Annotated in this window: 20 protein-coding genes; all 20 read left to right on the forward strand. The window is 38.8% G+C overall.

Annotated elements, in window-relative coordinates; all coding sequences use genetic code 11:
* The first annotated feature begins 233 nt into the window (after positions 1-233).
* The 20 genes from yfmF to ACRPLY_RS07500 all read left to right on the forward strand — a co-directional run bounded on the left by yfmF (position 234) and on the right by ACRPLY_RS07500 (position 20,896).
* A complete protein-coding gene (gene yfmF / locus ACRPLY_RS07405; protein WP_028411385.1) occupies positions 234-1,529 on the forward strand; it encodes an EF-P 5-aminopentanol modification-associated protein YfmF in 1,296 nt (431 codons plus the stop codon).
* Positions 1,516-2,799 carry an EF-P 5-aminopentanol modification-associated protein YfmH gene (yfmH, locus tag ACRPLY_RS07410; protein ID WP_025750276.1) on the forward strand — a complete coding sequence of 428 codons (1,284 nt, stop codon included), beginning with the start codon at positions 1,516-1,518 and terminating at the stop codon, positions 2,797-2,799. Before yfmF ends, yfmH begins: the two co-directional genes overlap by 14 nt.
* Before the next feature lie 63 nt (positions 2,800-2,862).
* On the forward strand, positions 2,863-3,588 hold the full coding sequence (gene ymfI, locus ACRPLY_RS07415) for an elongation factor P 5-aminopentanone reductase (RefSeq protein WP_034265198.1): 726 nt from the start codon (positions 2,863-2,865) through the stop codon (positions 3,586-3,588).
* A gap of 65 nt (positions 3,589-3,653) precedes the next feature.
* On the forward strand, positions 3,654-3,914 hold the full coding sequence (locus tag ACRPLY_RS07420) for a DUF3243 domain-containing protein (protein WP_013058809.1): 261 nt from the start codon (positions 3,654-3,656) through the stop codon (positions 3,912-3,914).
* A 213-nt stretch (positions 3,915-4,127) separates the two neighbouring features.
* Positions 4,128-4,919, forward strand: a complete 792-nt coding sequence (locus ACRPLY_RS07425) for a DUF3388 domain-containing protein (protein ID WP_013058808.1) — start codon at positions 4,128-4,130, stop codon at positions 4,917-4,919.
* Positions 4,920-4,931: 12 nt separating this feature from the next.
* Positions 4,932-5,915: a helix-turn-helix domain-containing protein gene (locus ACRPLY_RS07430; protein WP_223546233.1), complete on the forward strand. Its 984-nt coding sequence runs from the start codon at positions 4,932-4,934 to the stop codon at positions 5,913-5,915.
* 144 nt (positions 5,916-6,059) lie between these two features.
* The gene (pgsA, locus tag ACRPLY_RS07435; RefSeq protein ID WP_028411382.1) at positions 6,060-6,644 is read left to right on the forward strand and encodes a CDP-diacylglycerol--glycerol-3-phosphate 3-phosphatidyltransferase; all 585 of its coding nucleotides are present in this window, start codon (positions 6,060-6,062) and stop codon (positions 6,642-6,644) included.
* A gap of 16 nt (positions 6,645-6,660) precedes the next feature.
* Positions 6,661-7,902: a competence/damage-inducible protein A gene (locus ACRPLY_RS07440; RefSeq protein ID WP_028411381.1), complete on the forward strand. Its 1,242-nt coding sequence runs from the start codon at positions 6,661-6,663 to the stop codon at positions 7,900-7,902.
* Positions 7,903-8,101: 199 nt separating this feature from the next.
* Entirely contained in the window at positions 8,102-9,139 is a 1,038-nt protein-coding gene (recA, locus tag ACRPLY_RS07445; RefSeq protein ID WP_013058804.1) for a recombinase RecA, read from the forward strand.
* Positions 9,140-9,419: 280 nt separating this feature from the next.
* The gene (gene rny, locus ACRPLY_RS07450; RefSeq protein ID WP_013058803.1) at positions 9,420-10,979 is read left to right on the forward strand and encodes a ribonuclease Y; all 1,560 of its coding nucleotides are present in this window, start codon (positions 9,420-9,422) and stop codon (positions 10,977-10,979) included.
* A gap of 81 nt (positions 10,980-11,060) precedes the next feature.
* The gene (locus tag ACRPLY_RS07455) at positions 11,061-11,858 is read left to right on the forward strand and encodes a TIGR00282 family metallophosphoesterase (protein ID WP_028411380.1); all 798 of its coding nucleotides are present in this window, start codon (positions 11,061-11,063) and stop codon (positions 11,856-11,858) included.
* A gap of 223 nt (positions 11,859-12,081) precedes the next feature.
* A complete protein-coding gene (gene spoVS / locus ACRPLY_RS07460; RefSeq protein ID WP_003181955.1) occupies positions 12,082-12,342 on the forward strand; it encodes a stage V sporulation protein SpoVS in 261 nt (86 codons plus the stop codon).
* A gap of 75 nt (positions 12,343-12,417) precedes the next feature.
* On the forward strand, positions 12,418-13,335 hold the full coding sequence (locus tag ACRPLY_RS07465; RefSeq protein WP_033579803.1) for a dipeptidase: 918 nt from the start codon (positions 12,418-12,420) through the stop codon (positions 13,333-13,335).
* 183 nt (positions 13,336-13,518) lie between these two features.
* A complete protein-coding gene (locus tag ACRPLY_RS07470; RefSeq protein ID WP_155278273.1) occupies positions 13,519-13,695 on the forward strand; it encodes a hypothetical protein in 177 nt (58 codons plus the stop codon).
* Between the two features lie 17 nt (positions 13,696-13,712).
* The gene (locus ACRPLY_RS07475; protein WP_013058800.1) at positions 13,713-15,470 is read left to right on the forward strand and encodes a 2-oxoacid:acceptor oxidoreductase subunit alpha; all 1,758 of its coding nucleotides are present in this window, start codon (positions 13,713-13,715) and stop codon (positions 15,468-15,470) included.
* Entirely contained in the window at positions 15,457-16,323 is an 867-nt protein-coding gene (locus tag ACRPLY_RS07480) for a 2-oxoacid:ferredoxin oxidoreductase subunit beta (RefSeq protein ID WP_013058799.1), read from the forward strand. Before ACRPLY_RS07475 ends, ACRPLY_RS07480 begins: the two co-directional genes overlap by 14 nt.
* Before the next feature lie 254 nt (positions 16,324-16,577).
* The gene (gene miaB, locus ACRPLY_RS07485) at positions 16,578-18,107 is read left to right on the forward strand and encodes a tRNA (N6-isopentenyl adenosine(37)-C2)-methylthiotransferase MiaB (protein WP_025601388.1); all 1,530 of its coding nucleotides are present in this window, start codon (positions 16,578-16,580) and stop codon (positions 18,105-18,107) included.
* 1 nt (position 18,108) lies between these two features.
* On the forward strand, positions 18,109-18,540 hold the full coding sequence (locus ACRPLY_RS07490) for a RicAFT regulatory complex protein RicA family protein (RefSeq protein ID WP_013058797.1): 432 nt from the start codon (positions 18,109-18,111) through the stop codon (positions 18,538-18,540).
* 236 nt (positions 18,541-18,776) lie between these two features.
* Entirely contained in the window at positions 18,777-19,322 is a 546-nt protein-coding gene (locus ACRPLY_RS07495) for an outer spore coat protein CotE (protein ID WP_013058796.1), read from the forward strand.
* 176 nt (positions 19,323-19,498) lie between these two features.
* Positions 19,499-20,896, forward strand: coding sequence for an amino acid permease (locus tag ACRPLY_RS07500; protein WP_028411378.1), 1,398 nt, complete (start codon positions 19,499-19,501; stop codon positions 20,894-20,896).
* Positions 20,897-21,001 lie beyond the last annotated feature (105 nt).

The following is a 21,001-nucleotide window of genomic DNA, read 5'->3' on the forward strand; positions in this document are numbered from 1 at the left end:
ATGACTAAAGTTGGATAAATATAGAAGGTGGAGACAAAGAAATCATATTCTTTTCTCCGCCTTTTTTTCATTGAGAGAAAGAATATGAAAAGAAATGAGGAAGCGCGCGGCAAGTTACTTGAAAATGTTTCCTTGAATTCGATATAGTGGTTATAAGACTAAAATTAGCGTTAAAGATTCAAAATAGAAGTATTGTCTAGTTAATACATCAAAATTTAAAAGGAGGTTTATATATGAAATTATTGACTGAACAAAAACATGAACTAGAAGGATTGACTGTTCATACCATTCAAACAGCTAAGTACAAAACAAACACGTTCATTTTAAAACTAAATGCCCCTTTAGATAAGAAAACGGTGACAATGCGTGCCCTTTTACCTTATGTGCTTCAAAGCGCTACCGAGTCGCTGCCGTCTACGACAAAGCTTCGTACATATTTAGATGAGCTTTATGGTGCTACTTTACAAGTAGACTTAACAAAAAAAGGTGATAACCACGATATTACGATTCGCATTGATATAGCGAATGAAAAATATTTGAAAGATTCAACTCCGCTTTTGCAAAAAGCGTTAGCTCTTCTTGGCGATATTTTATTAAAGCCAGCAGTTGAAGGGGACTCTTTTTTAACGGATATTATGACAAAAGAAAAGCGTTCGCTTCGTCAGCGAATTCAAGCCGTATTTGATGATAAAATGCGCTATGCTAATTTAAGACTAGTTGAAGAAATGTGTAAGGAAGAACCTTACTCTTTACATGTAAACGGTCAAATTGACGACGTGGAAGAAATTACAGGTGAAAGTTTGTACGCCTATTATCAGCAGGTGTTAAAAGAAGATGCCATTCACCTTTATGCTATTGGAGATTTGCAAGTCGAAGAGGTTTTACAAACAGTAAAAGAAACATTTACTTTACCAAAGCGCGAGCAAAAAGACATTGAAGATTCTATCACGTCTAAAGAGATCTCAAACGTAAATGAAGTGGTGGAAAAACAAGAAGTCAAACAAGGGAAATTAAATATTGGCTATCGTACAAACGTTGTATACGGAGATAGACAGTATTTTGCTCTTCAAGTATTCAATGGGATATTCGGAGGGTTCTCACATTCCAAGCTATTTATTAACGTGCGTGAAAAAGCGAGCTTAGCTTACTATGCTGCTTCGAGAGTAGAGAGTCATAAAGGATTACTAATGGTCATGTCGGGTATTGATGCTAAAAATTACGACCAAGCTGTTACGATTATTAAAGAACAAATGCAGGAAATGAAACAAGGATCGTTTACAGACGGCGAAATCGCTCAAACGAAAGCCGTTATTCACAACCAGCTGCTTGAAACGGTGGATACTCCACGAGGACTAGTAGAGGTTATGTATCATAATGAATTAACGGGTAAAGATATTTCAATTGATGAATACTTAAAGCATATTGATGCGGTATCTAAGCAGGAAATTATTAAAGTGGCTGAGAAAATTGAAATGGATACAATTTATTTCTTAACAGGAACGGGCGGTGAAGAAAATGGAGAAAATTGAATTTTCGCAGCTTCAAGAACAGCTGTATCATGAAAAAATGGATAACGGGCTGCAGGTATACATTTTGCCAAAACCGGAGTTTAACAAAACGTTTGCCACTTTTACAACAAACTACGGATCGATTGACAATCAATTTGTACCGCTAAATGAAAATGAAATGACAAAAGTTCCGGATGGAATTGCCCACTTTTTAGAGCATAAATTATTTGAAAAAGAAGACGGAGATGTCTTTCAGCAGTTTAGTAAACAAGGTGCTTCGGCCAATGCATTTACTTCTTTTACCCGCACAGCTTACTTATTCAGCTGTACATCTAACTTTGAAGAAAATCTTGAAACATTAGTGGACTTTGTACAAGAGCCGTACTTCTCAGAAAAAACGGTAGAAAAAGAAAAGGGCATTATCGGTCAAGAAATTACAATGTATGACGACAATCCGGACTGGCGCTTGTATTTTGGTACCATTCAAAATATGTACAAAAACCATCCTGTTAAAATTGATATTGCTGGCACGATCGAATCAATTTCACATATTAATAAAGATTTACTGTACACATGCTATGAAACGTTTTATCATCCGAGCAACATGCTGTTGTTCATTGTAGGTCCTGTTGATGCGGAAAAAGTAATGAAGCAAGTTCGAGACAATCAGCAGAAAAAAGATTATAAAGAAATCTCTGACATACAGCGTCATTTTGACGAAGAGCCTGAAACGGTGGATCAAGAAAAACAAGTATTAAAAATGCCGGTGCAGTCTTCGAAATGTATGGTGGGTCTAAAAGCGAAAAATCCGCAGCGTTCAGGCGGAGAAATGCTTAAATACGAGTTAGCAATGAATATCATTTTAGATTATGCATTTGGAAAAAGCTCTTCGTACTATGAGGAGTTGTATGCAGACGGACTCATTGATGAAACGTTTGCGTATGATTATACGGAGGAAAGAGGATTTGGTTTTGCTCTTATCGGAGGAGATACGGATCAACCGGAACAGCTGTATGATCGAGTTAAACAAATTTTACTTGAAATGAAAACAAAATCACTAACAGAAGAGGAACTTGAACGTATTCGTAAAAAGAAAATCGGCGGATTTTTACGTTCATTAAACTCACCTGAGTTTATCGCTAATCAGTTTACACGCTATGCGTTTAATGATATGAATTTATTTGATATTGTTGAAACGCTAGAAAAACTGAAGGTAAACGAAATAAAAGATGTGCTAAACGAGATTATTGATGAAAAGAACTTTACGGTTTGTGAAGTAGTACCTAAATAAAGATGATTGTTGCCAAAAAAGCTGATGTTCATCAGCTTTTTTGCATGTAAAGGAGAGAAGGCTATGGAGAAATTTGCCCTTGTGACAGGTGCAAGCGGAGGAATTGGCACAGCGATTGCTAAGCAATTGGCTGAAGATGGATACTCGCTTATTTTGCACTATCATCAACGAAAAGACAAAATAGAGGCGCTTGCACATGAGCTAGCTGAAAAGGTGAAAACCGTGTTTACAGTACAAGCGGATTTATCATGTAAAGAGGGAGTGGAGAAGTTTTTAAAGGAGATTATTGTTCCGGTAGAAGTTATTATTCATAACAGCGGACGAAGCGTTAGCGGGTTAATGACAGATGCTTCGGCAAATGAAACCGAAGAAATGATCTATCTTCACATCACGGCTCCCTTTGTTATTACAAAAGCTTTGCTGCCTAAAATGATCAGTGCTAAAAGCGGACAAATTATCATGATTTCTTCCATTTGGGGACTTACAGGAGCTTCGTTTGAAGTTCTTTATTCAATGGTAAAAGGCGCCCAAAATACGTTTGTAAAAGCTTTGGCAAAAGAGGTTGCATTAAGTGGAATTCGCGTCAATGGAGTTGCGCCCGGAGCGATTGAAACGGATATGATGGCCAGCTATTCAAAAGAAGAGGTTAAAGAGCTGGCTGAAGAGATCCCTTTAGGAAGAATAGGATATCCAAAAGAAGTGGCAGATGCGGTTTCATATTTAATATCTTCACGTGCTTCGTATATAACTGGACAAATATTATCGGTTAATGGCGGTTGGTACATATAAAGTGTGCATAAAATTAAAAACAAGGTACAAACTATGATATGAATAAACCTTAAGGAGGGCTACTCATGTCAGTATTAGAAAACTGGGATAGCTGGAAAGATTTTTTAGGCGACCGTTTACATCATGCACAAAACGAAGGAATGCAAGAAGAAGTTATTCATGATCTTGCTTATCAAATTGGTGGATATTTAGCAAACCAAGTTGATGCAAAAAATGATCAAGAGCGAATTTTAGCAGACCTTTGGAGCGTTGCTTCTAAAGAAGAGCAGCATGCGATTGCGAGCAGCATGGTGAAATTAGTTCAAAATAACGGATCAGTAAAATAAGTTATCGTTTCTAAAAAGGAGCTAATTCACCGCGTGTGAAAGCTCCTTTTTTCTTAGAATTAAATAGTACAAATAAATAAGCGCTTACATACATAACAAATGTAGAACTACTTGCCTTTAGGGTTTATAATATAATGGAAATCATTTATAGTTAAACTAGGTGAAAAAAAGGGGGCACCTCTCGAAGGCCAGCCAAGAAATGGGAGGGGTTTGATGGAGAAAATTGAGTGGTATTTAGAATATCAAATACAAAAAAATCGTCCGGGTCTTTTAGGTGATATTTCATCGCTTCTTGGAATGTTGTCAATTAATATTGTCACAATTAATGGAGTGGATGATATTCGCCGTGGATTATTGCTGCGCTGTGATTCACATGAGCAAATAGACAGGCTTGAATCTATTTTGAAAACAATGGATAATATCATTGTGACAAAAATGAGACCGCCTAAATTGCGTGATAAGTTAGCAGTGCGTCACGGTCGCTATATTCAGCGTGACGCAGATGATAAAAAGACATTCCGTTTCGTAAGAGATGAATTAGGTTTGCTCGTAGATTTTATGGCGGAACTGTTTAAACAAGACGGTCATAAGCTTATCGGTATTCGAGGTATGCCGCGAGTAGGCAAAACCGAATCGATTGTAGCAGCTAGCGTATGTGCGAACAAAAGGTGGCTTTTTGTGTCTTCTACACTCTTAAAACAAACGATTCGCAGTCAGCTTATTGCTGACGAATACAACGCTGATAATATTTTTATCATTGACGGGATTGTATCGACAAAACGAGCGAATGAAAAGCACTGGCAGCTTGTTCGAGAAGTAATGAATGTACCCGCGACAAAAATCGTGGAGCATCCGGATGTATTTGTACAAAATACCGAGTATTCGTTAGATGATTTTGCCTACATTATTGAAATAAGAAATGACCCCAATGAGAAGATTACATATGAAATAATGGAAGGTCCTCAAATGTTTCAAGACGGTGGATTATCGATGTTTGATTTTTAGCATAATTGGTAGGTGTTAGCATTGACAGAGTTAGGACAAAGGTTAAGACAAGAACGAGAAAGCAAAGGATTGTCGTTAGAGGATTTACAAAAACTAACGAAAATTCAAAAACGCTATTTACTTGGCATTGAAGAAGGCAATTATGAGGTTATGCCAGGGAAATTTTACGTACGAGCGTTTATTAAGCAATACTGCGAAGCAATTGGGTTGGACACAGATGCTATTTTTGAAGAATACAAATCAGACATTCCTTCAACTCAAACAGAAGACATGCCGCAGCAGCTTTCGCGCGTTCGCAGCCGCAAAGAAATTCCTCAGCATACAAAAGGAGTTTCAAAAGCATATGACTACCTTCCAACTGTTCTAGTGGTGGCGGGAGTTGTAGTTGTTGGGATTATTATTTGGGTAATCGCTCAAAATATCGTCTCGGATAAAAACAAGGAGCAGGCTAACCAAGAAGCTCCAAACAGCGAAGTTCAGCAGTCTAACACGCAGGAAGAAACGAATGAAACTACTGCAAAAAATGACAATAGCAAGTCAGAAGATGAACAAAGTGCTGCTGATAAGAAAGAACAAGAAAAAGAAAAAGCTGAAAAAGAAAAAGCCGCAAAAGAAAAAGCTGAGAAAGAAAAAGCTGAAAAAGAAAAGAAAGACAGCGGTAAACAAGAATACAAGGAAGTTCAAAAAACAGGCAGAAGTGCTACGTATGCTCTTTCCGGTACAGATGCATTTAACCTAGAAGTAACATCCACTCAAGCAGATACTTGGTTAGATGTGAAAAATGGAAAAGGAAATGCTTTCTTTAGCTCCATTCTAAAAAAAGGTGAAACAAAAGAATTTGATTTGACGAAAGAAACGGAAGCTCGTGTCAACATCGGTTATTCACCTGGAGTAGAGTTAAAAGTAAATGGAAAAGCGGTTGACTTGCCGTTTGATTCATCCAAGCAAGTTCGACAAGTTGTAACGATTCAATATCAGCCGGCAGAAGCACAGTAAACAGCCTGTTTTAAAAAGTGGTCAGGGTGTAAATAAAGATAATATGTGAATTAAACACTCATTCACGCTATAATAAAACCAAAGCCGTGCAAACAACTTCGTTTGCACGCTTTCAGTTTGTAACAGTAATTGGAGGCAGAAGAAGTGAATTTACCAAACAAGATTACCATTTCGCGAATTTTTCTAATTCCCGTATTCCTCATTTTTATGATGGTGCCGCTACCATTTGGCACAGTGGAGGCAGCAGGAAAAGAGATTCCGATCGCTCATCTATTAGGGGCGGCATTATTTATTATTGCATCTACAACAGACTGGATCGACGGATACTATGCAAGAAAGTACGATTTAGTCACGAACTTGGGCAAGTTTTTAGATCCACTAGCAGACAAGCTGTTGGTTTCAGCTGCGCTTGTAGCTATTGTTGACTTAGATTTAATTGCAGGTGCAGGATGGGCTGCTATCATCATTATTAGCCGTGAATTTGCTATCACAGGTTTAAGACTTGTACTAGCAGGGGAAGGAGAAGTTGTAGCAGCCAATATGTTAGGTAAAATTAAAACATGGACTCAAATTTTAGCTATTTCAGCTATTCTGTTGTACAACTTGCCTTTTGAATGGATTTCCATTCCGTTTGCTAGCGTAATGCTTTGGATCTCAGTGATTTTTACGGTTATTTCAGGCTGGGACTACTTTGCTAAAAACAAACAGGCTTTTGTTAATTCAAAATAAGTAAGATGGAGATGATATGATGAACGCTGAAATTATTGGAGTCGGCTCTGAGCTGCTGCTTGGGCAAATTGCCAATACAAACGCTCAGTATTTATCGAAAAAATTAGCCGAACTTGGAATTAATGTTTACTATCATACAGTAGTAGGAGATAATGCACAGCGCTTGAAAGAAGTGATTGCTACAGCTCAAACACGTGCAGAGTTAATTATTTTCACAGGCGGGCTTGGTCCTACAAAAGATGATTTAACAAAAGAAACAATTGCGAGTGTGCTAGGAGTAGAGTTGACAACAAATGCGGAAGCACTTGAAAGCATTGAAGCCTATTTCAAACAGTCAAATCGTATCATGACACCTAACAATAAAAAACAGGCAATTGTACTTGAAGGTTCGACAGTGCTCCCTAATGATTACGGAATGGCTCCAGGTATGGGGCTTACAGTAGAGGGAAAACACTATATGCTATTCCCAGGGCCGCCAAAAGAGCTCTATCCAATGTATGAAGCATATGGTCAAGAATTTTTAGCTCAAAAGCTTGAATTAAAAGAAAGTATTGAATCACGCGTTCTTCGTTTTTTCGGAATAGGAGAATCACAGCTTGAGACGGAAATTGAAGATTTGCTTGATGCGCAAACAAACCCGACGATTGCACCGCTTGCAGGAGATGGAGAAGTGACGCTTCGCTTAACTGCTAAGCACGCTGATGCTGCTGAAGCACAGCGCATGTTAGACGAAGTGGAAAAAACCATTTCAGAGCGCGTAGGCGAGTATTTATATGGATACGAAGCAACTTCTTTACATAATGAATTGGTAAAAGAATTAACGGCACAAGGCTTGACGATTGCTTCAGCCGAAAGTTTAACCGGCGGGTTATTCAGCGAACGTTTAACAACTGTTTCAGGTGCTGGAGAAGTTGTTAAAGGCAGCCTGGTAGCCTATCATTATGAAATTAAGCAAAATATTCTCGGAGTGAGCGAACACACGCTGAATCAGTACGGAGCCGTTAGCGAGCAGTGCGCGGCTGAAATGGCTCAGCGTATTCAACAGTTATACAAAACGGATATTGGCATCGGTTTTACGGGTGTAGCTGGACCCTCTAAACAAGAAGGACACCCTGTAGGAACAGTGCATATAGGGGTCGCTTATAAGGATCAAACTCCTCAAGTTTACAGTTTGCAGCTATCTGGAAGCCGCCAAGGAATTCGTTCACGAACGGTTAATTACGGCTGTCATTACGTATTGAAGACGATAAAAAAATAAAGAAAAAAGGCTGCTTAGTTTTACCAAAGCAGCCTTTTTTTAATTTTATAAAAAACGAACATTTATTCGCTTTTTGCTTGTCAAACGACCCAAAAACTAGTATAGTAAGTTATAGAAAGTTGTTAATTCGACATTGCTACTACATCGTAGTAAGTTTGCAGTTTATAGATGATTTCAAAGAGATAGAGGAGGAAATTGAGTGAACGATCGTCAAGCAGCCCTTGATATGGCTTTAAAGCAAATTGAAAAGCAATTTGGTAAAGGTTCAATTATGAAATTAGGTGAACAAACGGAAAAAAGAATTTCTACAATTCCAAGTGGTTCATTAGCATTAGATATAGCTTTAGGCGTAGGTGGATATCCACGTGGACGTGTGGTGGAAGTATATGGCCCAGAAAGCTCAGGTAAAACAACAGTTGCTCTTCACGCGATTGCAGAAGTTCAACAGCAGGGCGGACAGGCTGCATTTATCGATGCGGAGCACGCGTTAGATCCTGTATATGCTCAAAAATTAGGTGTCAATATTGATGAGCTGTTATTATCTCAGCCTGATACAGGAGAACAAGCTTTAGAAATCGCTGAAGCTTTAGTTCGAAGCGGCGCAGTAGATATTATTGTTGTTGACTCAGTAGCAGCGTTAGTGCCAAAAGCGGAAATTGAAGGAGAAATGGGAGACTCTCACGTGGGTCTACAAGCTCGTTTAATGTCTCAAGCATTGCGTAAACTATCTGGAGCTATTAACAAGTCTAAAACAATCGCTATCTTTATTAACCAAATTCGTGAAAAAGTCGGCGTAATGTTTGGTAACCCTGAAACAACTCCTGGTGGACGTGCGCTTAAATTCTACTCTTCAGTGCGTCTAGAAGTGCGTCGTGCAGAGCAGTTAAAGCAAGGAAATGATATCGTAGGTAACAAAACAAGAATTAAAGTTGTGAAAAATAAAGTAGCTCCGCCTTTCCGTGCTGCCGAAGTAGATATTATGTACGGAGAAGGTATTTCAAAAGAGGGTGAAATTTTGGATATCGCTTCTGAACTAGATATTGTCCAAAAAAGTGGATCTTGGTATTCATATAATGACGAGCGTCTAGGTCAAGGCCGTGAAAATGCAAAGCAATTCTTAAAAGAAAATACTGATATTCGTCAGGAAATTGCGGGACAAGTGCGTGAACATCATGGTTTAGACCAAGATGGAGAGCCAGCTCCTGAGGATGACGATCAAGGCGATTTAAATATTTAATTTGCTACGAGATAAAAAAAGACTCCTCTATTTCAAAGAAGGGGTCTTTTTTTTGTAAAAATTGTTAATGCTAGAAAAGTAACATACGAAATTTCAATATATACTGTAGAGGCAGGCTTGACAATAAAAATGCACAGATTTACAATTAAGATGTATATTTTCCCTTTTTAAAACATTTTAGCGTTTAAAAGCCTTTGTGTGTATATTGAAAGGTGAATACGATGTACATGCCGACATGAAATTTAAAACTTACAAGTTTATAGCAAGGGGAGGTGAAATGATGGATACTAATACAATCATCTTCGCTTTGCTTGGCCTAATCGTCGGTGCAGTTGTTGGCTTTTTTGTTTGTAAATCGATTGCTGAAGCTAAAATTGCGGGAGCAAAGTCTAGTGCAGAACAAATTATTGATGAAGGAACCCGCGAGGCGGAAGCTTTGAAAAAAGAAGCTTTACTAGAAGCGAAGGATGAAATCCATCAGCTTCGTACAGAGGCAGAACAAGATATTCGTGATCGTCGAGCAGAACTTCAAAAACAAGAAAATCGATTAATGCAAAAAGAGGAAAATCTTGATCGTAAAGACGAATCACTTGATAAACGTGAAGCGTTACTTGAAAAGAAAGATGATTCTCTTACTGTTAAACAACAGCATATTGAAGAGATGGAAAGCAAAGTTGAAGAAGTAGTACGTGCACAGCAAACAGAGCTAGAGCGCATTTCAAGCTTAACAAGAGAAGATGCAAGAGCGATTATTTTAGATCGTGTTGAAAATGAACTTTCCCACGACATTGCAATAATGGTAAAAGAAACAGAAAACCGTGCAAAAGAAGACGCCGATAAAAAGGCGAAAGAAATTCTTTCACTTGCTATTCAGCGTTGCGCAGCAGATCATGTTGCTGAAACGACTGTCTCAGTTGTTAACTTGCCAAATGACGAAATGAAAGGCCGAATTATCGGTCGAGAAGGTCGAAACATCCGTACGCTTGAAACTTTGACAGGAATTGATCTTATTATTGATGATACGCCAGAAGCAGTTATTTTATCAGGATTTGACCCAATTCGTCGTGAGACAGCAAGAATTGCACTTGATAAACTCGTTCAAGATGGTCGTATCCATCCCGCACGTATTGAAGAAATGGTTGAAAAATCTCGCCGCGAAGTGGACGAATATATTCGTGAAGTCGGTGAACAAACGACGTTTGAAGTCGGTGTTCATGGGTTGCACCCAGACTTGATGAAAATTCTTGGTCGCTTAAAATTCAGAACAAGCTATGGTCAAAATGTGCTGAAACATTCAATGGAAGTAGCGCATTTATCAGGACTTATGGCTGCTGAATTAGGTGAAGATGAAACGTTAGCCAAACGAGCAGGATTGTTACATGATATTGGTAAAGCAATTGACCATGAGGTAGAAGGAAGCCACGTAGAAATCGGTGTTGAATTAGCTACAAAGTATAAAGAACATCCGGTTGTTATTAACGCGATTGCTTCTCACCATGGAGATACAGAACCAACATCAATCATTGCTGTACTAGTTGCAGCAGCGGATGCATTATCTGCTGCAAGACCAGGTGCTCGCAGTGAGACGTTAGAAAACTACATTCGTCGTCTTGAAAAGTTAGAAGAAATTTCAGAGTCTTATGAAGGCGTTGAAAAATCATTTGCAATTCAAGCAGGGCGTGAAGTTCGTATTATGGTGAAACCAGATACGATTGGTGATCTAGAAGCGCATCGACTTGCTCGAGATATCCGAAAACGAATTGAAGATGAGCTGGATTATCCTGGCCACATCAAAGTAACGGTTATTCGCGAAACAAGAGCAGTAGAGTATGCAAAATAAAAATGAAGTGGCGTTTCGCCACTTTATTTTTTTTCGTAGAGATGAAGATGCAGATTAAGAATGAAGTATAGGAGCTTTTACATGAGAATTTTATTTATTGGAGACGTAGTTGGTTCTCCAGGCCGTGAAATGGTTGAAGAATATTTACCGAGATTAAAAAGAAAATACTCTCCGGGACTTACAATTGTGAATGGAGAAAATGCAGCTTCAGGAAAAGGAATTACCGAAAAGATTTATCGTCAGTTCTTACAAGCAGGGGCTAACATTATTACTCTTGGTAACCATGCGTGGGACAAACGTGAAATTTTTGATTTTATTGACGATGCAAAAAATCTTGTTCGTCCAGCAAATTTTCCTGAAGGTACACCGGGCAAAGGAATTACGTATTTTACGTACAATCAGCTTGAGGTAGCCGTGATTAATTTACAAGGGCGTACGTTTATGGCTCCGCTCGATTGTCCATTTCAAAAAGCAGATGAATTAATTGAAGAAGCACGCCAGCGCACTCCGCTTATTTTTATTGATTTTCATGCTGAAACAACAAGTGAAAAGCAAGCGATTAGCTGGTATGTGGACGGTCGTGTCAGCGCTGTTGTCGGCACTCATACGCACGTTCAAACAGCTGACAATCGTATATTGCCAAAAGGAACAGCCTACATCTCTGACGTAGGAATGACGGGACCTTATGACGGCATTTTAGGGATGGAGCGCGAAGCTGTTATTAAGCGTTTTTTAACGTCTCTTCCTGTTCGATTTGAAGTGCCAAAAGAAGGAAGAACGCAGCTTAGTGGAATCGTTATTGATATTGATCAAAAGACGGGGAAAGCAACAAAAACAGAGCGAATTTTAATTAACGAAGATCATCCGTTTTTTGAATAAAGGGAAAAAGTCAATGTGTCGAAAGGCGATACATTGGCTTTTTTATTTTGTCAAAAACGTAAAAAGAAAAAAGAAAGGTGTAGAAATATAAGTTTTTGAATATTTAGGAAAAACAAGCAGGAATACGTTTGACATATCGTGAATATAGTAACATTGAAATCAATTAAGTCATTGGTCTAATGATCTCTCATCATACATTGTAAAGAATAAGGAGGAGCTAGATATGGAAATATTAAAAGTTTCAGCAAAGTCTAATCCAAATTCAGTTGCTGGTGCCTTAGCAGGCGTGCTGCGCGAACGCGGCGCAGCAGAAATTCAAGCCATTGGGGCCGGGGCACTTAATCAAGCAGTAAAAGCTGTAGCAATCGCAAGAGGGTTCGTTGCACCAAGTGGGGTTGATTTAATCTGCATCCCAGCTTTTACAGATATTCAAATTGATGGAGAAGAGCGAACAGCCATTAAATTAATTGTAGAGCCGCGATAATTATAAAAACCACGGACCTGTAAAGCATAGAAGCCAAACAGGTCCTTTTTGTATAGAGTTAAAGGGGTGTTGGTTGTGATATTTGATGCTCATTGTGATGTATTAATGAAGCTCTGGTTAAATAAACGTTTATCTTTTACATATGATTCAGCGCTGCATGTTACGTTAGAAGGCATAAAAAAAGCAAAAGGAAAAGTTCAGCTATTCGCTATTTATATTCCAGAAGCGGTTCCGGCAGCTCAGCGCTTTGATGTTGCGTTAGAAATGATTCAGCTGTTTCAGAGTCATATTTTATCGCTTCCCGGTGTAAAATGGGTTCGTTCAAAGCGCGATATAGATAGCTTGAAAAAAGGTGAACTTGGAGCCATGCTGACGCTTGAAGGGTGCGATGCCATTGATACAAGTTTAGTTCGCTTAAAGACACTTTTTTCACTGGGTGTACGTTCAGTAGGCTTGACATGGAATTACAGCAATGCTGTATGTGATGGTATTTTAGAACCTCGAGGGGCGGGGTTATCGTCTTTTGGAAGAGAAGTTGTTGAATTGAATAATGAACATAAAGTGTGGACGGATGTCTCTCATTTATCAGTAAGAGGTTTTTGGGATGTGATTGAGCTAGCACAATATGTAGTGGCTACTCATTCCAATTCACACGTATTGTGTTCTCATCCCCGGAATTTAAGAGACGATCAAATTCATGCTTTAATAAAGCGAAACGGCGTGATTGGTATTACGTTTGTCCCTGAATTTTTAACGAGTTCTGCCAAAGCGCACATAGCGGATGTGATCCGTCATCTTGATTACATATGTGAAAGAGGAGGCGAATACTCCGTTGGTTTTGGCTCAGACTTTGACGGCATTGACAAAACGGTTTATCGTCTCGGAAGATATGAACAGTATACGAATTTAATTGAAGAACTCCTTAAGTATTACACTGAGGAGCAGGTAAAACGTTTTCTGTTTCAAAACTTTGCCGATCGTGTATGCAACTAATAAAAAAAGAGCTTTTTCTTTTTGGGAAAGCTCTTTTTATAGAAGTTATTTATATAATAATACCTCATGTGAAGGCAGAAAAGATCATTAAAAAACTTCATCTTATTCATTAAATATAAATATAATTAAAACGATTGAGAATTCAATGGAAAGGGTTGCATTTTTCTGGCAATCGGAATAAAATTGAAAACGGATTATGGAGCTGTTCAAGCAGAAACGTATCCTGCACAGCGACAAGGTGCTGTGGGAGTTTTGCGGATGATTTTTGTTCGTGAAATGCAGAAGCAAATGAAATCGTTTGCTAATTTACTTTTTTCAGTTTTTATCAATAAAATAGATTTCTATATTAAGAGCAATTAAAGGAGTGGCGTTGATTTATGGTACAGCAACTTTCATGGAAAGTTGGCGGACAGCAGGGTGAGGGAATCGAAAGTACGGGAGAAATCTTTTCAACCGCTTTAAATCGATTAGGTTATTACTTATACGGCTATCGTCATTTTTCTTCTCGTATCAAAGGTGGACATACAAATAATAAGATCCGAGTGAGTACAACTCAGGTTCGATCTGTGTCAGATGATTTGGATATTTTAGTTGCGTTTGATCAGGAAACAATCGATGTAAACGTCCATGAGCTGCGCGTAGGAGGCGTTGTAATTGCAGATGCGAAATTCAACCCAAGTCTGCCCGAAACATGTACAACTGCTACGCTATACGCTGTTCCGTTTACAGAAATTGCAACGGAACTAGGAACGTCGCTAATGAAGAACATGGTTGCTGTAGGCGCTTCAAGTGCTGTGCTTCATATTGACACAGAAGTATTTGAAGAAGTAGTGCTTGAAATCTTCGGTAAAAAGGGCCAAAAAGTTGTACAAAAAAACATGGAAGCTATTAAAAAAGGTGCAGATTACATTCGTGAACAGCTAGGCGAACAATTAGAAACAATGAAACTAGATCCAGCGGATGGTAAAAAACGTATGTTTATGATTGGAAACGATGCGATTGCACTAGGTGCTTTAGCCGGTGGGGCTCGTTTTATGCCAGCATATCCAATTACCCCTGCTTCAGAAATCATGGAATACTTAATTAAAAAGCTTCCTCAATTCGGTGGAACTGTTATTCAAACAGAAGATGAAATCGCAGCATGTACGATGGCTATCGGAGCTAACTATGCAGGCGTACGTGCGCTGACAGCATCAGCTGGACCTGGTCTATCATTAATGATGGAGTCGATTGGATTAGCGGGCATCACTGAGCAGCCTGTTGTGATTATTGATACGCAGCGCGGCGGTCCAAGTACAGGGCTTCCAACTAAGCAAGAACAGTCTGACTTAATGGCTATGATTTACGGTACGCACGGTGAAATTCCGAAGATCGTCATGGCGCCAAGTACGGTTGAAGAAGCATTCTACGATACGATTGAAGCGTTTAACTTAGCAGAAGAATATCAGTGTCCAGTTATTATGCTAACGGATTTACAGCTTTCACTTGGGAAACAGTCGGTAGAACCGCTTGACTATAACCGCGTTGAAATCCGCCGCGGCAAGCTTCAGCAAGGAGAGCTAGAAGAGTTGGAAGAAAAACAATATTACAAGCGCTACCGCGTAACAGAAGACGGCGTATCACCACGCGTCATTCCAGGAATGAAGCATGGCATTCATCACGTAACGGGAGTAGAACATGATGAGACAGGAAAGCCATCTGAATCTCCGGTGAACCGCGATGATCAAATGAATAAGCGTCTTCGTAAAACAAAAGGAATTCGTTTTAATACGCCAATTCATGTTCACTCTCATGAAAAAGAGTCTGATATTTTATTTGTTGGATTTAATTCGACGCGTGGAGTTATTGAAGAGGCAATGGAACGTTTGGAACAGGACGGTATAAAAGTAAATCACGCTCACATTCGTTTAATTCATCCTTTCCCAGCTGACGAACTGCTTCCTTACGTGCAAGGAGCTAAAAAAGTAGTTGTCGTTGAAAACAATGCTACTGGACAGCTTGCTAATATTTTAAAAATGAATATCGCAAGTCATGATAAAATTCAAAGCGTATTGAAGTACGATGGAAATCCATTTCTTCCGCAAGAAGTATACGCAAAAAGTAAGGAGATGTTTGTGTTAAATGGCAACGTTTAAAGATTTTCGTAACAGTGTAAAACCTAACTGGTGTCCGGGGTGTGGAGATTTCTCCGTACAAGCAGCCATTCAACGCGCATCTGCTAACGTAGGTTTAGAACCTCATGAGCTTGCTGTTATTTCAGGTATTGGATGCTCTGGACGTATCTCTGGTTATATTAATTCATATGGTTTTCACGGTATTCACGGACGTGCGCTTCCAATCGCTCAAGGTGTAAAAATGGCTAATCGTGATTTAACCGTTATCGCATCTGGCGGTGATGGAGATGGGTTTGCTATCGGTATGGGACACACGGTACATGCGATTCGCCGAAACATCGATGTAACGTATATCGTAATGGATAACCAAATCTATGGTTTAACAAAAGGACAAACATCTCCTCGCAGTGAAGTAGGATTCAAGACAAAAAGTACGCCTGAAGGATCAATTGAGTCGTCTTTATCTGTCATGGAGCTGGCGTTAACTTCCGGGGCAACGTTTGTAGCGCAAAGCTTTTCAACGAATTTAAAAGAGTTAACAAGCTTAATTGAACAAGGCATTCAGCATAAAGGTTTTTCTTTAATTAACGTATTTAGCCCGTGCGTAACGTATAACAAAGTGAACACGTATGATTGGTTTAAAGAAAACCTAACTAGTCTTAGCACAATTGAAGGTTATGATGCAAACAATCGTATGCAAGCTATGCAGACGTTAATGGAGCATAATGGCTTAGTAACAGGGCTTATTTATCAAAATGCGCATCAGCCGTCGTATCAGCAGCTTGTTCACGGCTATAGTGAAGAGCCGCTGTCAAAAGCAGACTTAGGTATGACTGAGGAAAAATTTGATGAGCTAGTGGCTGAATTTATGTAAAAGAGGCTGCAATAAAAGCAGTTTAGTAGAGGGGAAATCCGAACGATAAATTGAGATTCTTAATGGAGAATCCAGCTCGTTCGGATTTTTTCATAGTGATAGGTATAGAAAATAGGTATATGATTGTGTTCGCTACTTGAAAGTTATATACTATGTTAATGTGATGAGTTTTATGCATAAGCATAAGGCTGTCACATTTTTTTGCGATTTACAGGTGCAACGTGACAATTGTCATGGCGAAAGGAGATTTTTTTATGAACGAAAAACAACGTTTAGAAAGCAACCAAGTTAATCCAGCGGACAAAAAATCCGAAAAGGATTACAGCAAATATTTTCAAACAGTATACATGCCACCTTCTTTAAAAGATGCGAAAAAACGAGGAAAAGAAGAAGTTTCCTATCACAACGATTTTGCAATCGATGAACAGTTTCATGGAATGGGACAGGGACGTAAGTTTTATATCCGTACGTACGGCTGTCAAATGAATGAGCACGATACAGAAGTAATGGCTGGTATTTTTCTAGGCCTTGGCTACGAGCCGACTGACTCTGTTGAAGATGCTCATGTTATTTTATTGAATACGTGTGCGATCCGTGAGAATGCGGAAAATAAAGTGTTTGGTGAATTAGGACACTTGAAGGCCTTAAAGCGCGAGCGTCCTGAGCTATTAATCGGCGTCTGCGGATGTATGTCTCAAGAAGAGTCAGTTGTAAATAAAATTTTACAAAAACATCAGCACGTGGATATGATTTTTGGTACACATAACATTCATCGTTTGCCTCACATTTTGAACGAAGCATACTTAGCAAAAGAAATGGTGATTGAAGTATGGTCTAAAGAAGGGGACGTTATTGAAAACCTTCCAAGAGCACGTAAAGGCAGCGTCAAAGCATGGGTTAACATCATGTACGGCTGTGACAAGTTCTGTACGTACTGTATCGTTCCGTATACGCGAGGAAAAGAACGAAGCCGCCGTCCAGAAGATATTATCCAAGAAGTACGTCATTTAGCTGCTCAAGGCTACAAAGAAATTACGCTTCTAGGCCAAAACGTTAATGCATACGGAAAAGATTTTGAAGACATGACGTACGGCTTAGGCGACTTAATGGACGAAATCCGTAAAATTGACGTTGCTCGTATCCGTTTTACAACAAGTCACCCTCGTGACTTTGATGACCGTTTAATTGAAGTTCTTGCTAAAGGTGGAAATCTTGTCGATCACATTCACTTGCCTGTTCAATCAGGAAGCAGTGATATCTTAAAAATTATGGCACGAAAATATTCTCGTGAACATTATTTAGAGCTTGTTCGTAAAATTAAAGAAGCCATTCCAACGGCATCATTAACAACTGATATTATTGTTGGTTTCCCAAATGAAACGGATGAGCAGTTTGAAGAAACAATGTCGCTATATCGTGAGGTTGAATTTGATAGTGCTTATACGTTTATTTATTCACCTCGTGAAGGTACGCCGGCTGCTAAGATGCAAGACAACGTACCAATGGAAGTGAAAAAAGAGCGTCTTCAGCGTTTAAATGCTCTTGTAAATGAAATTTCTGCAAAGAAATTGAAGGAATATGAAGGTAAAGTTGTCGAAGTATTAGTAGAAGGTGAAAGTAAAAATAATCCGGAAGTATTAGCAGGCTACACGGAAAAAAGTAAGCTTGTAAACTTCAAAGCACCTAAGTCAGTGATTGGGCAACTTGTAAAAGTAAAAGTTACAAAAGCCAAAACATGGACATTAAACGGGGAAATGGTAGAAGAAACAGCAGAGGTGAAGTAATATGGCGCAGTATAACAAGAGTGACGTAATTAAACGTGCTCAAGAGCTGGCAAAAATGATTGCTGAAACGGAAGAAGTAGATTTCTTCAAGCGTGCCGAAGCTCAGCTTAACGAAAATCAAAAAGTGCGTGAAACCATTGCAAGCATTAAAAGTTTGCAAAAACAAGCTGTTAATTTCCAACATTATGGTAAGACAGAAGCGTTAAAACAAGTGGAGGCAAAAATCGATCGTTTACAGGAAGAGCTGGATGAACTGCCGATTATTCAGCAGTTTCAAGAGTCTCAAATAAACGTGAATGATTTGCTTCAACTTGTCGCTAACACTATTTCAAACACAGTAACAGATGAAATTATTGTGTCAACAGATGGTGATTTACTGCGCGGTGAAACAGGTTCACAGGTGCGAAACAGCCCTGGATCTAGCTGCTCATAAAGAAAAAATGCCTTAGCAAATTGCTGAGGCATTTTTTTGTGCATCACGTGTGCATTATGTGGCATGAAAATTGGGCAGATTTTCTCTCTAATAATTGTCACGTTTTTCTATATCCTTGCATACAATGGAACATAGGTTTTTTATGCCTTAAACCTAGTTTCTTAAAAATAATGTGCAAACAAGTGAATGAGCCTGCATAGGATGAAATGAAGATAGTTTGAGGAGGGTATGCTCACATGTCACAACACTATAGAGAAATTATTACAAAAGCAGTCGTAGGTAAAGGTCGCAAGTTTACACAATCGTCTCATACGCTTGCACCGAAAAATCGACCAACAAGCATCTTAGGATGCTGGGTGATTAACCATGAGTACAAAGCAAAGAAAAGCGGCAGCAATGTAGAAGTTGACGGCAGATATGATATTAACATCTGGTATTCGTACAATAATAATACAAAAACCGAAGTTTGGACGGAAACCGTATCATACAAAGATAATATTAAGCTGCGCTATAAAGACGAAGATTCGATTGGAGACGATTACGAAGTAATTGTTCGCGTGCTGCAGCAGCCAAATTGCCTAGAGTGCACAATTTCACCAAATGGCAATAAAACGATTGTTCAAGTAGAGAGAGAATTGTTGGCGGAAGTGATTGGCGAAACCAAGGTTTGTGTTGCAGTAAATCCGAAAGGCTGCGATGATGAAGACGAGTTTGATTTAGACGTAGATGACGATGAATTTGAAGATTTAGATCCTGATTTTATATTAGGAGACGATGAGTAACTAGGAAGAAGTTCTTCCTAGTTTTTTTATTTTTACTATTTTAAGAAAATTCTTATAAAAATAAAAAAATATATTGCTTTTTGTCGAATGCGCAGTGTATAGTAAATCTAAAGAAAATAATGCATTAATTTTCAGAAAATTTAGTTATATCAGATAAGTATTTTTGGGGGTTTACTATGAGCTTATTTCGTAAAAAATCAATTCAAACGTTAATTAGTGAAACCAACTCTAAAGGTGTTAAATTAAAAAAGGATTTAGGCGCTTTCGATTTAACGATGTTAGGAATTGGAGCCATTATCGGAACCGGAATTTTTGTATTAACGGGCGTAGCCGCCGCTGAACATGCCGGTCCAGCTTTAGTTATATCTTTCATTATGTCAGGACTTGCGTGTGTGTTTGCAGCTCTTTGTTATGCGGAGTTTGCCTCAACAGTTCCCGTTTCAGGAAGTGCATACACTTACAGTTATGCAACATTTGGTGAATTAATTGCTTGGATTTTAGGGTGGGATCTTATCTTGGAATACGGTCTTGCTTCTTCTGCTGTAGCGAGCGGATGGTCGGGGTATTTCCAAGGATTGTTAGCAGGGTTTGGCATACATTTTCCAAAAGCTTTAACAAGTGCATACAATCCTGCAAACGGCACGTACATTGATATTCCAGCAATTATAATTGTTTTCTTAATTACCTTGCTTTTAACACAAGGAGTAAAAAAATCTTCACGTTTTAATGCTATCATGGTTATTATTAAACTGGCTGTTGTACTTCTGTTTATCGGGGTAGGAGTTAGCTATGTTAAGCCAGAAAACTGGACGCCGTTTATGCCGTTTGGTTTCTCGGGAGTAGCGACAGGAGCAGCAACTGTATTCTTCGCCTACATTGGATTTGATGCTGTAGCAACAGCGGCCGAGGAAGTACGTAAGCCTCAGCGAGATATGCCAATTGGAATCATCGCATCTCTTGCGATTTGTACAGTCCTTTATATCGTCGTATCGCTTATCTTAACAGGAATCGTCCCTTATACTGAATTAAATGTTAAAAACCCTGTAGCATTTGCTTTAAGCTACATTAATCAAGACTGGGTAGCAGGATTTATTTCATTAGGTGCAATTGTTGGTATTACAACGGTATTACTCGTTATGATGTATGGACAAACTCGTTTATTTTATGCGATCAGTCGAGATGGTCTATTGCCGAAGCCTTTTTCAAAAATCAGTGAGAAAAAACAAACGCCAGTAGTAAATACGTGGATTACATGTTTACTAGTATCTATCTTCTCTGGTTTAGTACCATTAGGAAGATTAGCAGAGTTAACAAATATCGGTACTCTTTTTGCTTTCATGACTGTATCAATTGGAATTTTATATTTACGTAAATCAAAACAAACTTCAGAATCGACTGGTTTCCGCGTACCGTTCGTGCCGGTGATTCCAATTTTAGCTTTTGTGTTCTGTTTATACTTAGCACTTCAGCTTCCAAAGTTAACATGGATTAGTTTCGTAATTTGGCTTGTACTAGGGCTAGTGGTTTACTTCTTATACGGACGTAAGCATAGTCATTTGAACAGCAGTAAATAATGAAAAGCTTCGGACAAGCTTCTTCCTTCGTCCGAAGCTTTTTTATTTGTTTGATGAAAAGAAATTGAAGATTGTTCTATTTGAATAAATTAAGTTTAAGAAAGA

Source organism: Priestia sp. TGN 0903, assembly GCF_050846855.1.
Lineage (GTDB): Bacteria > Bacillota > Bacilli > Bacillales > Bacillaceae_H > Priestia > Priestia zanthoxyli.

Excerpts from the sequence above, each read along its gene's own strand:
- ACRPLY_RS07440 (WP_028411381.1), top strand. The coding sequence starts at position 6,661 with ATGATGAACGCTGAAATTATTGGAGTCGGCTCTGAGCTGCTGCTTGGG.
- ACRPLY_RS07495 (WP_013058796.1), top strand. The coding sequence starts at position 18,777 with ATGTCACAACACTATAGAGAAATTATTACAAAAGCAGTCGTAGGTAAA.
- ymfI (WP_034265198.1), top strand. The coding sequence starts at position 2,863 with ATGGAGAAATTTGCCCTTGTGACAGGTGCAAGCGGAGGAATTGGCACA.
- ACRPLY_RS07480 (WP_013058799.1), top strand. The coding sequence starts at position 15,457 with ATGGCAACGTTTAAAGATTTTCGTAACAGTGTAAAACCTAACTGGTGT.
- rny (WP_013058803.1), top strand. The coding sequence starts at position 9,420 with ATGGATACTAATACAATCATCTTCGCTTTGCTTGGCCTAATCGTCGGT.
- ACRPLY_RS07420 (WP_013058809.1), top strand. The coding sequence starts at position 3,654 with ATGTCAGTATTAGAAAACTGGGATAGCTGGAAAGATTTTTTAGGCGAC.
- ACRPLY_RS07425 (WP_013058808.1), top strand. The coding sequence starts at position 4,128 with ATGGAGAAAATTGAGTGGTATTTAGAATATCAAATACAAAAAAATCGT.
- miaB (WP_025601388.1), top strand. The coding sequence starts at position 16,578 with ATGAACGAAAAACAACGTTTAGAAAGCAACCAAGTTAATCCAGCGGAC.
- yfmF (WP_028411385.1), top strand. The coding sequence starts at position 234 with ATGAAATTATTGACTGAACAAAAACATGAACTAGAAGGATTGACTGTT.
- spoVS (WP_003181955.1), top strand. The coding sequence starts at position 12,082 with ATGGAAATATTAAAAGTTTCAGCAAAGTCTAATCCAAATTCAGTTGCT.
- ACRPLY_RS07490 (WP_013058797.1), top strand. The coding sequence starts at position 18,109 with ATGGCGCAGTATAACAAGAGTGACGTAATTAAACGTGCTCAAGAGCTG.
- ACRPLY_RS07475 (WP_013058800.1), top strand. The coding sequence starts at position 13,713 with ATGGTACAGCAACTTTCATGGAAAGTTGGCGGACAGCAGGGTGAGGGA.
- ACRPLY_RS07455 (WP_028411380.1), top strand. The coding sequence starts at position 11,061 with ATGAGAATTTTATTTATTGGAGACGTAGTTGGTTCTCCAGGCCGTGAA.
- ACRPLY_RS07500 (WP_028411378.1), top strand. The coding sequence starts at position 19,499 with ATGAGCTTATTTCGTAAAAAATCAATTCAAACGTTAATTAGTGAAACC.
- yfmH (WP_025750276.1), top strand. The coding sequence starts at position 1,516 with ATGGAGAAAATTGAATTTTCGCAGCTTCAAGAACAGCTGTATCATGAA.